The 13,058-nt window shown below is 60.5% G+C and carries 13 protein-coding genes and 3 pseudogenes; 10 read left to right on the plus strand and 6 right to left on the minus strand.

What is annotated here, in order from left to right; genetic code table 11:
* Positions 1–102: 102 nt before the first annotated feature.
* Positions 103–1,140 (minus strand): annotated as a pseudogene (locus tag ACQUSM_RS15145) (DNA polymerase domain-containing protein); the annotation flags it as partial.
* Positions 1,141–1,311: 171 nt separating this feature from the next.
* On the opposite strand from ACQUSM_RS15145, the gene ACQUSM_RS15150 reads away from it, so the two are divergent.
* The 8 genes from ACQUSM_RS15150 (at position 1,312) to ACQUSM_RS15185 (ending at position 7,297) form a co-directional block, all read left to right on the plus strand.
* Positions 1,312–1,596, plus strand: coding sequence for an AbrB/MazE/SpoVT family DNA-binding domain-containing protein (locus tag ACQUSM_RS15150; RefSeq protein ID WP_435119928.1), 285 nt, complete (start codon positions 1,312–1,314; stop codon positions 1,594–1,596).
* Positions 1,593–2,036, plus strand: coding sequence for a PIN domain-containing protein (locus ACQUSM_RS15155; RefSeq protein WP_435119929.1), 444 nt, complete (start codon positions 1,593–1,595; stop codon positions 2,034–2,036). Before ACQUSM_RS15150 ends, ACQUSM_RS15155 begins: the two co-directional genes overlap by 4 nt.
* A gap of 532 nt (positions 2,037–2,568) precedes the next feature.
* Positions 2,569–2,814: a hypothetical protein gene (locus tag ACQUSM_RS15160; RefSeq protein WP_435119930.1), complete on the plus strand. Its 246-nt coding sequence runs from the start codon at positions 2,569–2,571 to the stop codon at positions 2,812–2,814.
* Between the two features lie 131 nt (positions 2,815–2,945).
* On the plus strand, positions 2,946–3,830 hold the full coding sequence (locus ACQUSM_RS15165; protein ID WP_435119931.1) for a ParA family protein: 885 nt from the start codon (positions 2,946–2,948) through the stop codon (positions 3,828–3,830).
* Positions 3,830–4,261 carry a hypothetical protein gene (locus ACQUSM_RS15170; protein WP_435119932.1) on the plus strand — a complete coding sequence of 144 codons (432 nt, stop codon included), beginning with the start codon at positions 3,830–3,832 and terminating at the stop codon, positions 4,259–4,261. Before ACQUSM_RS15165 ends, ACQUSM_RS15170 begins: the two co-directional genes overlap by 1 nt.
* Before the next feature lie 702 nt (positions 4,262–4,963).
* Complete coding sequence (locus ACQUSM_RS15175; RefSeq protein ID WP_435119934.1) at positions 4,964–5,500, plus strand: DUF7437 domain-containing protein; 537 nt, start codon at positions 4,964–4,966, stop codon at positions 5,498–5,500.
* Complete coding sequence (locus ACQUSM_RS15180) at positions 5,497–6,024, plus strand: hypothetical protein (RefSeq protein ID WP_435119936.1); 528 nt, start codon at positions 5,497–5,499, stop codon at positions 6,022–6,024. Before ACQUSM_RS15175 ends, ACQUSM_RS15180 begins: the two co-directional genes overlap by 4 nt.
* A 22-nt stretch (positions 6,025–6,046) precedes the next feature.
* Positions 6,047–7,297: a tyrosine-type recombinase/integrase gene (locus ACQUSM_RS15185; RefSeq protein WP_435119937.1), complete on the plus strand. Its 1,251-nt coding sequence runs from the start codon at positions 6,047–6,049 to the stop codon at positions 7,295–7,297.
* Between the two features lie 125 nt (positions 7,298–7,422).
* Here the strand turns inward: ACQUSM_RS15185 and ACQUSM_RS15190 are convergent.
* The 5 genes and pseudogenes from ACQUSM_RS15190 to ACQUSM_RS15210 form a co-directional block, all read right to left on the minus strand.
* Positions 7,423–8,163: pseudogene (locus tag ACQUSM_RS15190) on the minus strand (TMEM165/GDT1 family protein).
* Entirely contained in the window at positions 8,160–8,864 is a 705-nt protein-coding gene (locus tag ACQUSM_RS15195; protein ID WP_435119939.1) for a metal-dependent transcriptional regulator, read from the minus strand. Before ACQUSM_RS15195 ends, ACQUSM_RS15190 begins: the two are co-directional and overlap by 4 nt.
* Before the next feature lie 169 nt (positions 8,865–9,033).
* A complete protein-coding gene (locus tag ACQUSM_RS15200) occupies positions 9,034–9,687 on the minus strand; it encodes a hypothetical protein (RefSeq protein WP_435119941.1) in 654 nt (217 codons plus the stop codon).
* Positions 9,688–9,716: 29 nt separating this feature from the next.
* Positions 9,717–11,636, minus strand: a complete 1,920-nt coding sequence (locus ACQUSM_RS15205; protein ID WP_435119942.1) for a heavy metal translocating P-type ATPase — start codon at positions 11,634–11,636, stop codon at positions 9,717–9,719.
* 4 nt (positions 11,637–11,640) lie between these two features.
* Complete coding sequence (locus ACQUSM_RS15210) at positions 11,641–11,856, minus strand: heavy-metal-associated domain-containing protein (RefSeq protein ID WP_435119944.1); 216 nt, start codon at positions 11,854–11,856, stop codon at positions 11,641–11,643.
* A gap of 199 nt (positions 11,857–12,055) precedes the next feature.
* Between ACQUSM_RS15210 and ACQUSM_RS15215 the strand changes: the two genes are divergently transcribed.
* The gene (locus ACQUSM_RS15215; protein ID WP_435119946.1) at positions 12,056–12,577 is read left to right on the plus strand and encodes an ArsR/SmtB family transcription factor; all 522 of its coding nucleotides are present in this window, start codon (positions 12,056–12,058) and stop codon (positions 12,575–12,577) included.
* A 34-nt stretch (positions 12,578–12,611) separates the two neighbouring features.
* Positions 12,612–13,018: pseudogene (locus tag ACQUSM_RS15220) on the plus strand (ISH6 family transposase); the annotation flags it as partial.
* Positions 13,019–13,058 lie beyond the last annotated feature (40 nt).

Consider the following 13,058-nt stretch of genomic DNA (forward strand, 5'->3'; position numbering starts at 1 on the left):
GTTCCTTCCACCTTCCGGCGACCTGAGTCTCAGTCAGCTCACTTGAGTCGGTGGTCGGTATAAGCAAACGATCTCATTCCACGTTTCTACACAAGAGCGATCTTACCCCGTGTTCGTGAACGCCGTCAACTCGGGCACCCGGGTCTCCGCGAGTTCCCGACGAATCTTCGACCGATCCCACCCCAACGGCGACAGCAGACTTTCGGCAGCTCTGACGAGCTCTGTCTCATAGTACGACGGATCATACGACTCAATCTCCTCGTGGGCCAACGCGACCCGTTCTCGCGAAGTCTTCTCGTCGTCGACGACCACATACTTGATGTCCTGTCCCGGATGGACAGCAAGGTCCTGATCGCGAGCCCGCTTCAGCGCCGCCACGTTCTGCGTGTTCTGCCTGTAGCCTTCGAGTGGTTTGGAGACGCGATTCCGTTCGACGAGTTCCTCGACCGACACCGTTCCAGCGTGTAGCCGCTCGATGGCGTCCTGGAGACAGTTGAGTACTGCCTCCGGTGACCGGGTCGCATCGAACTGTTCGAGACAGTCTCGCTGGACCTCCTCGATGTATGCCGGGGTCGACCGCTGGCGAGCCTCGATACCTCTGATCTTAAATTCGTCGTCACCAGCCACTTTCCCGAAGTACTTCGTCGGTGCGCCGGCGTCACTCTCGCGTCGCGGGACGAACGTGACCCAGTCGTAGTGGGCTTCGTGTTCGAGCCGAATCTCGACGGACTTCGTGATTTCCGTTGCGAGTGTGTCGAGGTCCTCGCGGTCATCGTCGTCGATGTCAGGATCGGGCGTCACCCAGATCGAGTCGACGATCCCGTGGACGACCCGCCAGCCCCCGGCCTCCAAGCGTTGCTTCGCCGCTAACAGATTTTCGCGAGCGTACGCGTTGATCGCTTCGTGACATTCGATTCTTCCGTATTTCGCATTGTTAAATCCTTGATACCCAAAGCAGGCGACGAGAATCCACTTCAGCGCACCCGACCGTCCCTCGAGTTCCGCCAGTCGTCCCTCGTCAGGGTCGTCCCGCTGCTGTTCGCGACGGATGGCCGCCTTGATCTCGTCGCGAGCGTCGATGATGGGTTGGAGGACGTCGACGAGATAGCCCCGCTCGTCGCAGATGACAGATGACACGCCATTTCTACCCACTCATCGTCGAACTCGGCTTGGAACGGCTGGAAGAGATGGAGGTCACAGAAGTCACAGAACGGTTGGAAAACGAGGATTCTGTATAGTCCGATGGAGTTAATCTGGTAGCGAGTATGACGACAAGAGTTTAGTAGTACCAATCCCAACTGTAATACAGAAATGTCTAGTAGTACTGATGGGGGGGAAATCATTCGCGTGTCCAAGAAGGGGCAGGCGACGATTCCCAAGGAACTCCGTGAACGATTCGGCATCGAAACGCCTGGGAAGGTACTCATCCACGAAGCGGAGGGGAAAATCGTGGTCGAACCACTCCCCTCAGTCGAAGAGATGCAGGGTGTCCACGCCGGGCGTTACAAGAAGGGCGACGTCCTCGAGCACCTGCGGGAGATGAAAGAAGAGGACAAACAGCTTGAGCACGATGAGCGGCTTGAACGGCACCAATGACGGACTATGTCTTTGACACAGAACCACTCATCGCATATTTTTACGACGAACCTGGCGCTCCGGCTGTGACCGAGCGGCTCCAGGCGATCGAAAGCGAAGAAGCGAGTGGAGCGATCTCCCACGCCACCGCGACTGAGGTCGTCTATAAAGTCGCTCGTCTCGAAACAGGTGACCCGAACCAAACCCCGCCTGGCGAAGACGAGTTCGTCGTCGGCGAGCAGGATCTGCGCATCCTCCGGGGCTTCGGAGTGACCATCGAGAATCCATCATGGAGTACGGTCGCCCGCATCAAAGGTGCAGGTGGTATCTCGCTCGGCGATTCATACGCTGCTGCGCTGGCAACCGAGGAGGAGGCTACCCTCGTCATTGGAGCGGACCCCGAATTCGGTGACCTGTCGGCGGATATCGACTTGCAACAAATCCGCGAAGAACCGGCCTGATTCCGTTCTGGGTATCCGTTTTCCCGCCCAAATTTCTTACCCCTTGTATCCCGAAGATCGGTTCCTCACCGCCGTCTATCGCGCTTTTTCGACTTCTGGCTACGCGTGGTCAGTGAACCACTCGGGCGCGCCGTAGACGGCAGCCGAACTCGGTATAAAATGCTTGGAAGGAATGGACATCACAGAAGTCACAGAACGGTTGGAAAACAAGGATTCGGGATAGTCGCAGAGGGCGGATACTGGCGTTGTTCACCCATCATAACGACCATCTATCATGCGCGTGTACGTAGACAACACAGCTGCCCCGATGGCGGCGTTGAAGATCCTCGAGGAGGCCGAACCCATTCATGAGCAAGAATTCGCCTGACCACCCACACGAACCCCCAGCAGAGGACGACTTTCAGACGCAGGTGTACTGAGGCTCACACTACTGGCAGACGACGATCTCGTACTGGGTGGACCTCTTCGGCGCCGTCGACGACGTGAGCCATCAGCCAGCTACTGACCAACTCTTCCAGCGGGAGCTCGTCTGATGGACCGAACGACCTTACTGGATGCGGTCGCGGCCAACCCTGGCGCCGACGCTGGAGAGCTGGCCGAGATCCTGGATATCGACGTCGACGCGATCGAGGAGCAGCTAGAGAGGGCTGAGGCTGACGGCGACATCATGGAGGCGGACGACTGCCATTGGGTAGTCCGAAGGGCCGCTACGCCTACGACGAGTACGACCACCCAGAGATATAGCTTACCTCTGTTTCTGCGACACCTGGCCAACTAACTGAGATGCGTAACCTATCCCCACAACATAGTTGTGTTTCTGATACAACTAACTTAGACATCTATCTTAGATAAGAGTCTTAGATTAGTGTCTGGCATAACTTCATAAGGCTGGGCGTAGATGGACTGAGCATGCTCGCCTACACAGTCTACAGCGAGGCCGGCGGCGTCGGCAAGACGTCGCTCACGGCGAATCTGGCGGTTGCGCACAGCCGTGCTGGACTCGACGTGCTCGTGGTACCGCTTGACCCGCAGGACGGCGACCTCAGCCGCCTCCTCGGCGTCGACGACGAACGTGCGGAGTCCGACGCGGACAGCCTCGTCCGGCACATGGTTGGGAGTCCCCGCGGCGACTTCGAGGACCTCTTCCGTACCGTCGAGGACATCGACGTGATCCCGGAGCACAACTCGCTCTCAAACCTCGGCCAGCACCTGGATCGCGAACAACAGAAGGCAGAGGACTTCGGCGACGCGTACAACATCCACGCCCAGCTCCGGCGCGTCCTGGGCGAAGCTGGCGTGCCCGAAAAGTATGACATCGTCATCTGTGACCCGCCCGCGACGGAGGGTGCGCATCTCTACAACGCGATCTTCGCGACGCGGAACCTGCTGCTTCCAGTGGAACCGTCGGCGAAGGGAGAGGCGTCCGTTGAGGGCCTCGAGGACCTTGCGACCAACTTCGCGAGCCAGCTCAACATCGACGTCGGCGTGCTCGGCGCCGTCCCGATCGGCGTCAAGGGGACCCGTGGCCAGGAGGAGACCCTCGAGGACATCCCGTACGACGTCCCCGAGGTAATCGGCGACCGAACGTCGCTAATGGAGGGCTGCTGGCGGCAGCAGTGTTCGGCGTTCGAGTACGTTCGGAGCCATCGCGACCGCCGGCGCGATTACGAGCTCGACACGCTCGCGCAGTTCGACCGTGTCGCCCGATACGTCGAGGAGCAGGGTGGTGTTGACGTGCCGAATCCGCCGGAGCCAGGAGCGCTCGACGAGGATGAACGCGAGGTGATGGCCTGATGGATAGCGGCTTCAAGAGCGGTGCGGCGGACGACGACTGGGACGACGACTTCGACGGTGACGCCGACGGCGACGAACCTGATTCGACGAAGGAAGCGGAGGGCCGCTCCAATCAGGAAAATACTTCGAGGACGACCACCGCGAGCGGTGGACAGCTCGGCCGCCAGGACGAGATGACGCCTACCTCGTCGACGGAGCTGCCGTGGGTGCTCACGCGAAACAGCATCACCGACGGCCGAGAGCAGACAGTGCAGCTTCATCTTCAGGACTCGACGCTTGATGAGAAACGAGACGCGAAACGGGAGGTCGAAGACACCCTTGGAGAGGACGTGAAGAAGGCCGATCTCCGCGAGGCAGCGCTGCTCGTCGGTCTTCGACACTCCGACGAAGTCGCCGACGTGCTTCGGGAGTGGGGCTACGCTATCGACTAGGACCAGCAGCAGTACCGGCTTCTGTAAGAATATGGTTGAAAGAAGTCTATAGCCAGATGGACCCTTTTTCACTTCATTACACTCACCGACTTTCTGCTGAAAACGGGCGTCGACGGCGAAATGGACTACGCACCAGTATTGACCGCGGGTGAGTGTGTTGAGATCGTTGCCTCGGCTTTGATACAGCCTGACTGAGCGACCAATTCCCCACCGGGGTCGCCGCTTGGGAGTGGCAACGCTCTGTAATAGCACCAAAACCCGCGTAATATCTCATGCTCGTTCGATTATCTCGGTCAGTAAGAGCAGGAATCGAGCGCTTCGTTGGGAGATAGATCTCGAACCGGCAGAGATTCGACCTGAAACTGCACTATCCTCCGAAACTGTGGGCTCCGTTGCTCAGCGAAATAATATAGCGGCATATGATTTATATCCCGGCATATCCGGCTTATAGGCCTCATACCCGCCGAAAATAGCAGTATTCTCGATTTTCCCAAGTAGTCGTGATTACCCCAATAATCACGACCAGTTTGAAGTACCCCGGCGCCGTCGGTGAAGCACGAATGCTACAACTGCCTCACAACGGCGCTCCCCTCGGGGTAGAGCCGGCGAACGGGGGTGTCCCTCGGAAGTTACAGGGCTCACTGCGAAAACCGCTCCAACGCCGCAATCCTTATCACGAATTATCCATAATTCGTAACCAAGATGGCGCAATCACCGTCCCGTTCCGGTCGACCACCGATTCAGCAGCTGCAGACGGTCGCCGACCTCCTCGAAACACCGGCACTCGCTCGGCTGTACGCCCACATCTTGCAACATGGTCCGGTCACCGTATCGGAGATCGTCGACGAGCTCGATATCCCACAAGGGACCGCCTACGACTACGTCCAAAACCTCGAAACAGCTGGCTTAGTGGAGAAAACACGTGATCAGCGCCCGTACGAGTACGACGCCGAATCGCTTGCACTTACGCTCTCGACGGACGGCGAGACGCAGACGATCACGCCGGCACTTATTGCAGCCGTTGCCCGCCGCGACGAGGACGAAGACATCGATGTTTATATTGAGCGCCACGGTCTCGACGGCCTCGCTGTCGCCCTCGAGTACGCCTACGAGTACGTCGACGGTACGGTCAATCATCGGATTGCAGCCCGGGAACTCGACCTCTCACCGCTTGAGGCCGAGGTCATCCTTCAAGCACTGGAACCAGTTGCGAACGAATACGCCGATGCGGCTGCATGACGACTGTCTATATCGCCGATACCGGCGTCTTCGTCCGGTGTGGTGGTCCGGACAAGGACAAATTTCAACAGCTTCGTCGAGCACTCCGGCAGGCGGGTGTCTCGTTGCGTATCCCGCAGCGCGTCTACGAAGAACTCGGCGGCGATCCCGCAGCGGACGAGTATCCATCAGGGAACATTCCCTACCCGGATGGATTCGAGGAGGGCTGGATCGTCGTTGCCGACGAACTCGATTACGCCAATCCACTCGTGTCGACGGTGATGGACGAAGCACGCCGATTCATCGCCAACGAGACCGACCGCGACGAAGACAGCATCGAGAAAGCGGATCCGGCGCTCGTTGGGCTTGCTGCACAGGTACTCGACACTGGAGAGGCCGACCACGTCGTCCTCCTGACGACCGACAAACCGGCGGGGAAGGCAGCCGAGACGCTTCTTCCGAAACATGGCTTCAGCGACCGGATCGAATTCCGATACGTCAGCGTCGAGTATCTCGAGACGCTCACGGCCACCGAATTTCGGTAACACAGATTCGAGGTGAGGGGCGATGAACAACGATCGTTCATCCCGTTCTGAAAGCGCTCTTGACGACAGCTTCGAGCGGTACCTCCAGGACAAGGGCAAAGGCCGCGGTGGCGACGGCGGCAACTATCGACGCAATGCAGCTCGCGAGCTTGAGCGGTTCGCCGAGTGGGCCGCTGGCGACGCCGGCGACGACGACTGGACCGGGATCGTCCCCGACGATGTCGGCAGAGAGCCCACTTTCGAGGACCTCGATGAACGCGTCTTCCGCGAATACGCCCGCCACCTCGCCGGCGATCGAGGACTCAAGCAGAATACGGTACAAACCTACTACCGCTATATCTCTGCATGGTGTGGCTGGTGCGTCAACGAGGGTTACCTTGAAGCACACTACGCTCAGCGAGCGAGTGCGATGGCGCCGCTCCCCGAGGACGACGGCCGCAAGCCCGGTGATCAGCAGGCTTGGACGTCCGAACAGCGGCACGCTCTCACCCGCCAAGTCGACGGACGAGCCCGCGACGCCGTCGAAGGGTACACGACACTCCCGGAGGATAGTGACCCCCTCGACACGCAGCGAGCGCGTTACGAGGCCCTGAAGGCGGCTCGTGACCGGGCCTTGGTGTTCGTCCTTGCGTACACAGCTGTTCGGGTTGGAGAACTGCTCCGGGATCCGAATGACCCACGCCGGCGTGGCGTCCGGTGGGAGGATATCTCACTTGAAGATGGGAGTATGGACGTCTACCGGAAGAAACAGCAATGGGACGCTGCGAGCCTTCCCGACCCAGTGATTTCGCCGCTGCGGAGCTACCGGCAGCTGATGGCTCCACCGATGGAGCGGTGGCCGGTGTTCCCAACGTTCGACCAGCGGACGCTCGCGACGCTCGTACAGGACGAACTGTCCGACCGAGGGGAGCGACCGCAGGCAATCGACGGTCTGCGAGAGGAGTACCCTCGTGACCTATTGCTGGCGCTCGACGAGGATATTCGGCCGCCGTCCATCACAACGGACGGCGCTCGGTCGATTCTCCAGCGACTCTCAGACGATGCCGAGGTCGATATCGACCATCCAAAACACGACTATCTCGCCCCTCACGGCGGACGACGTGGGATGGGTGAGGTTCTCGTCAGAGCATTCGGCTACACGGTCGCCGCTCGATACTTAGATAACTCCGAAGAGATGGTTCGTGAGCGATATTCTCATATTGAGGCCGGTGAGTTGGGTAATGTGGCGACAGAAGCACTCTCCGAGGTAGATAGTGAGATCGTTTCTCTGTAGTGTACTTGTGACCTCCATTGATGTCGCATTCTGTATTTCGCTCCGGCAGCCTTTGTTCTGGTAATGAAACCACCAGAACTCCCGTGGATAAGGGTCTGACAGACTCTCCCTTGGAGATACTGTGTTCACACGACTGCGAGGATGATATCCGAGGCGTTGCTGACAATCGCCTCCCAGAGACTGTTGTGACCATACACAGCCTCCGGGCCAGTCGCCATCCCGAGGATCGTATCTAACCCGAAGAAGGCGAACAGGGCCGCCCCTGCATAGTGGGCCTTCCGGACGTCGAAGCGATGCGAGAACGTATGGAAGAAGTACGCGTTCGCAAGGCTCACCGGGATGATCACGAACATTTCGCCGAACCAGATGGCGGCGCTGGCCCCGTACTGGGCCGCCAGCCCGATGGTCACGAGCTGGGTCTTGTCGCCGAACTCTCCGGCGGCCATCATCGTGAAGATGGTGAGAAACTACCCGAGTTGTCCGCCGACCGTGTAGCCGAAGGCTTCGAACTCCCGGTCGATATCCGCGATCCGCGTCCCGACGACGCCACCGTCGGTCTGTGTGTCGCTCTCGACTGAGATGTCGGGTCCGTCGGGGGCCGATCGGACGAGCCACACCGCGAATAGGAGGAACAGGGAGGCCGTGATCCCGTCGAGGATGACCCCCGGGAGGACCTGTTGAAGCGCCTGTCCGAACAGGATTTCAAGAACGGTCCAGCCGGCGAAAGCCGTTCCAGCCGCTGCAACGACCAGCAGCGGCTTGAATCGGGTCGACAGCCCAGCGATGATAAACTGGACCTTTTCACCCGGCAGGACGGTGAGCTGAGCGATCGCCGCTACTGCGAAGATTTCCAGAAACGATGTCATGCGTCACCCCGCTGATCGACGTTCACCGGGGCGCCAGCGCTATTCCGAGTGGTCACGCGGATCGACGCGGCAACCTCTTCGGGGACAGCTTGCTCCGTGTCGTTGACCTCGAGGGTGATCATTCCGAACGGGGCGATGTCGACAATACAGGCAGCCGTCCCCGGTGTGATGCCGATATCGGCTAAATACACGAGTTCGTCCTCGTCGCGATCGCTGACGCGCGTGATGATCACTCTATCACCGGCATCACAGACCGACAGCGGTATCGTCCGGTCTTGGCCAGGCGGCTCCAGGTCTTCGCCCGGGATCGGGTCGCCGTGGGGGTCTCGGCGAGGGTTCTCGAGCGTCTCGGCGAGCCGGCGCTCGAACCGCTCGCTGATGTGGTGTTCGAGCCTGTCGGCTTCTTCGTGAACCCGTTCCCAACGATAATCCAGATGCTCAGCTAAATAGGTCTCGAGGAGGCGATGATGCCGGAGCACTTCGACCGCAGCGGTTTCGCCGTCATCAGTGAGTTCGCTTCCTTGGTACGGTTCCCGTGCGATCAGCCCCTGTGCTTCGAGTCTGTCGAGGGTACTCGCGACCGTCGCCTGTGTCTTGCCGAGGCGGTCGGCGATGTCTGATGTCGCCACCGCTGGACTCCCTTCCTGCTGAAGATCGTAGATCGCTTTGAGAGTGTCCTCGATGACTGGGCTCGGTGTCATTTTGCCCCGTGTTTAGACACGTCTAACTTTAACATTTGGGTACGATCATACCTATTAAGGGGCTGGAGGGTGTCATAGAAATCTTCATACACTATAGTCGAGTTTCTGACTGCTATCGGGCGTTACTGATTTAGCGACTTCTTTTCGACGGTGGGGGCCACCGCCGCGTTCACACCGCGTCGACGGTGAACAGCGAGTCGTCGCTCAGAACGATTTGTACCCGGCCGTGCCAGGCGTCAGCGAAGGCCTCCCGTTGCTGGTCGCTCGCCGACTCGTCGAGAATCAGTTGGAGATTCCCGATTGCGGGGCCACCGTCTGGCACGTCGCCGACGTGGTAGATCACTTCGACGGTTTCGTCCGTGTCGGTTCGCCGGAATCGGAACGTCGGCTCCGCCGTGGCCGGGTCGAACACGTCAAAGCGCAAGAGGCCTCGGCGGCCGCCGTAGCCACCGGCGAGCCCGCTGAAGCCGTCATCCTCGGTCGCGCCAGTCACGTACGAGACGATGCGGCTCATCACACCGTACGCGGCGTCGTCCTGCGGGCCGGCTGCCTGGACCTCGAACTCGCTCCGGACTGGATAGCCATCGGGATACAGGGCGTCGAGTCCGAGTTGGGCGATCCGGTAGGCGCCTGAGGCGGTCGGACAGGAGTGTCCGGCCTCTTTCACCGCGTCCGTGTAGGTGATGACGAACGGCTCGCCCGGTTCGAGGACGCCAAGCGCCTCCGCGACGGGGTCGCGAATTTCGACCGGATCGACGTCGTACGCGACCTGCCAGTCGGTTCCTCCGTGGTTCGTGTCTGCCTCTGTCGGGTTTCTCGTCATAGTTGTGGTAGGGGGATCGTTTCTGGTGGTCAGTAGCGGAGCAGTCGCATCCCGTTGAGGATGACTGCCAGCACGCTGGCTTCGTGAACGAGCATGCCGGCGGCGAGGGTAACGTAGCTCGTGAGTACGCCCGCCAGCAGGACGGTCACGGTCAGCACCGCGGCCCCGACGTTCTCGAGGACGTTCCACCGCGTTGCTTTGCTCAGTTTGACCGCGTACGGGATGCGATCAAGGTCGTCGGCCATCAGCGCCATGTCGGCGGTCTCGATAGCCGTGTCCGTGCCCGCAGCACCCATCGCGATGCCCACGTCGGCGGTCGCGAGGGAGGGAGCGTCGTTGATGCCGTCGCCGACCATCGCGACGACGTGGCCGTCGGTCTGGTAGGCTTCGATGACTGACTGCTTGTCTTCGGGGAGGAGCTCGGCGCGGTAGTCGTCAATGCCGACTTCCTCTGCGACCGCGGCGGCCGTCCGCTCGTTGTCGCCGGTGAGCATCACCGTCTCGATGCCGGCGTCTTGAAGCGCCGCGACGACCCCAAGAGCGGACTCCCGGAGCTCGTCCCGCAGCGCGATTGCGCCGATGATGTTCCCATCCCGGACGACGTGAACGACCGTCTCGCCGCACCCCTCACGCTCGTGGATGTATTCAGCGATCCGACTGGGGACGTCGATGTCGCGGTCGTCCATCAGTGCGCGGTTGCCGACGACAATCTCGTGCCCGTTGGCGTGGGCGACGACGCCCTTGCCAGCGACCACGTCGAAGTCGTCCGGGTCGGGGATCGGTTGGCGCCCCGCGTCAGTATCGTCTGCGTTCGCGACCGTTGCGCCACCGTCCGTCGCAGCGGTCGGGCGCTCGCGAGCCGCGTCGACGATGGCGTCCGCGAGGTGGTGTTCGCTCTTCTTCTCGGCGGTCGCCGCAAGCGAGAGGACCTCCTCATCAGCGACGCCGAACCCCTCAATGTCGGCGACGGTCGTCTCCCCTTTCGTGAGTGTCCCCGTCTTGTCGACGGCGACGAGGTCGATCTTGCCGGCGCGTTCGAGGTGTTCGCCGCCCTTCATCAGGACGCCCGATCGAGCGGCGTTCCCGATCGCAGAGACGATGCTGACCGGTGGTCCAATGACCAGCGCGCCGGGACAGCCGATGACGAGCAGCGTCAGCGACAGGATCGCGTTCTGCGTGATGGCGTACGCGCCGATAGCCAGGGCGATGACGGCCGGCGTGTAGTAGTTCGCGAACCGGTCGATGAGACTCTCGGTCGGCGACTGAGCCTCTTGGGCCTCCTCGACGCGGCGGATGATCCGTTCGAGCGTCGTGTCCGAACCCGCGCCGGTCGTCCGTATCTCTAACGCACCTTCTTGGTTGACCGTCCCAGCGTACACCTCGTCGCCGTCGTCCTTGTGGACGGGCGCGCTCTCGCCGGTGACTGGGGCTTGATTGACGGCGCTTTCGCCGTCGACGACGTCGCCGTCGACCGGGATCTTCCCGCCCGGCTTCACGACGACGACTTCACCCTCTTCGACCTCGCGGGCAGGAACCTCGTGGAGCTCCCCGTCGCGACGGACGGCCGCCGTATCGGGCGTCATCTCCAGCAGCTCTTGGAGGGCCGTACGGGTCTTCCGCATCGTCCGCCCCTCGAGGTAGCTGCCGAGGCTGAACAGGAAGACAACGGCGGCGGCCTCCCAGTATTCGCCGATGATGATGGCGCCGATGGCGGCCAGCGTCACCAGCGTCTTGATACCGAATGTCCGGTTGGTGACCTCGTGGTAGGCAGTCTTGGCGATATCGTAGCCACCCACGATCGTCGCGAGGACGAGGATGGCGGCGCTCCCCATCTCGAAACTCGTGAGGTAGCCGAGGCTCCAGCCACCGCCGTAGAGCAGGCCGCTGGCCGCTGTGACGATGGCCTTCCGGTGTTTCCGGTAGTACTGCGTGATCGATCGCTTGTTCACGGTGTTAGGCGGGCTGGGGGGTGTAGCCCTGGTTTTCGATGGTCTGTGCGAAGGTGTTGGGATCGGCGACGCTATCGTCGTACTCGACCTCGACGCGGCCGGTCGCGTAGTGGACTTCGACGTGCTGGACGCCGTCGACGTTCGAGAGAGCGCGTTCGACGGTGCTCGCGCAGGTCGGGCAGTCGAAGTCCATGACGCGGAACTGGGTTGTGTCGCTCATTACGGTTCGAAGTAGTGCCGACATCCCAATAAGTATTTTTCAGACGATATGTTTGAACGTCGAAATGGATCGTTGAAACGGTCAAACGGGTCGTCTAAGGCTTTCGAGCCCGGGAATCCATTCGAGACCAATTCTTCGGTGGATACCTTGCCGCTCGTAGCCCACTACCTTTTCCTGCATGCTCACTCTCAGCTTCTGTATGGGTAGCTCCGGTACCGACCACCGTCTTGACGACATCGCGGTTCGCGATACCCGAGTTTCGGACGCGATCGACGAACCGATGCGGGCGATGATCCTCGATATTTTGTCCGAGGAGGCACGGACTGCGGCCGAGGTGCACGAGCGCCTCGATAATCGCGGCGTCGACCGGACGGAGAACACGGTTCGCCACCACATCAACGAGTTACGGAATGCCGGCCTCGTCGATGTCGTCCGTTTCGAGGAAGGTCGCGGTGGCACGACGAAGTACTATCACGCGAATACGATCGTTCTCTCGTACTCGCTGCCGGATTCGACTGATGCTGCCGTTGACGAAATGGTCGACGCCGTCCAGCCCCAGATCACGAACGTACTGGCCACGCTCACCGGCGAGTACGACGAATCGCTCGAGGAGATCATCGCGGAGATGCAGCCCTGCGAGCACTGTCAGACACAGAAGTACGAGACGTATGTGCTCCTAACGGTCCTCCGCCGTGCGTTCGTTCGCGCATATCGAGACTAAGACTCCGGATCCCGTCCACGAGATACCCATCCCCGTCACAATCGGTGGAGGACACGAGTTCGGTCTTCACTACGTCGAAAATACCGCCGCTGATCAGGATGAACTCAGCTACTTCCGCCCCGTCGAAAACGTTCTCGACTTCGACGACCAAAACCGCTATCAGCAGTACATCGCCGCCAAGAGTGTTGATCTCGCTACCTCACTCGGCTATCATGATCCTACGGATCACGGCGACGGCATCTTCGAGAGGATGCCGTCGCCGACCACAATCAATCGCCGCGTCAGGAAGTACGGCAGCAAGCTCAAGCAGTTCCTCCCGGAGCGTGTCTCCGAACTGAAGCTGACGCCGCCATCCCTGATGGGATGAAACGCCACAGCCAAGACGACGACCGAACGTACTACTCCGTCCAAGCAACGCTCGGCGAAGATACTGCTGACAAATGATTGGAAGGCTTCTTGACAATGGAGCCAGCTATTTGAA

It is taken from the genome of Halolamina sp. C58 (genome assembly GCF_051195095.1).
GTDB lineage: Archaea > Halobacteriota > Halobacteria > Halobacteriales > Haloferacaceae > Halolamina.

Excerpts from the sequence above, each read along its gene's own strand:
- ACQUSM_RS15170 (WP_435119932.1), top strand. The coding sequence starts at position 3,830 with ATGGATAGCGGCTTCAAGAGCGGTGCGGCGGACGACGACTGGGACGAC.
- ACQUSM_RS15195 (WP_435119939.1), bottom strand. The coding sequence starts at position 8,864 with ATGACACCGAGCCCAGTCATCGAGGACACTCTCAAAGCGATCTACGAT.
- ACQUSM_RS15215 (WP_435119946.1), top strand. The coding sequence starts at position 12,056 with ATGGGTAGCTCCGGTACCGACCACCGTCTTGACGACATCGCGGTTCGC.
- ACQUSM_RS15210 (WP_435119944.1), bottom strand. The coding sequence starts at position 11,856 with ATGAGCGACACAACCCAGTTCCGCGTCATGGACTTCGACTGCCCGACC.
- ACQUSM_RS15180 (WP_435119936.1), top strand. The coding sequence starts at position 5,497 with ATGACGACTGTCTATATCGCCGATACCGGCGTCTTCGTCCGGTGTGGT.
- ACQUSM_RS15160 (WP_435119930.1), top strand. The coding sequence starts at position 2,569 with ATGGACCGAACGACCTTACTGGATGCGGTCGCGGCCAACCCTGGCGCC.
- ACQUSM_RS15155 (WP_435119929.1), top strand. The coding sequence starts at position 1,593 with ATGACGGACTATGTCTTTGACACAGAACCACTCATCGCATATTTTTAC.
- ACQUSM_RS15175 (WP_435119934.1), top strand. The coding sequence starts at position 4,964 with ATGGCGCAATCACCGTCCCGTTCCGGTCGACCACCGATTCAGCAGCTG.
- ACQUSM_RS15185 (WP_435119937.1), top strand. The coding sequence starts at position 6,047 with ATGAACAACGATCGTTCATCCCGTTCTGAAAGCGCTCTTGACGACAGC.
- ACQUSM_RS15200 (WP_435119941.1), bottom strand. The coding sequence starts at position 9,687 with ATGACGAGAAACCCGACAGAGGCAGACACGAACCACGGAGGAACCGAC.
- ACQUSM_RS15150 (WP_435119928.1), top strand. The coding sequence starts at position 1,312 with ATGTCTAGTAGTACTGATGGGGGGGAAATCATTCGCGTGTCCAAGAAG.
- ACQUSM_RS15165 (WP_435119931.1), top strand. The coding sequence starts at position 2,946 with ATGCTCGCCTACACAGTCTACAGCGAGGCCGGCGGCGTCGGCAAGACG.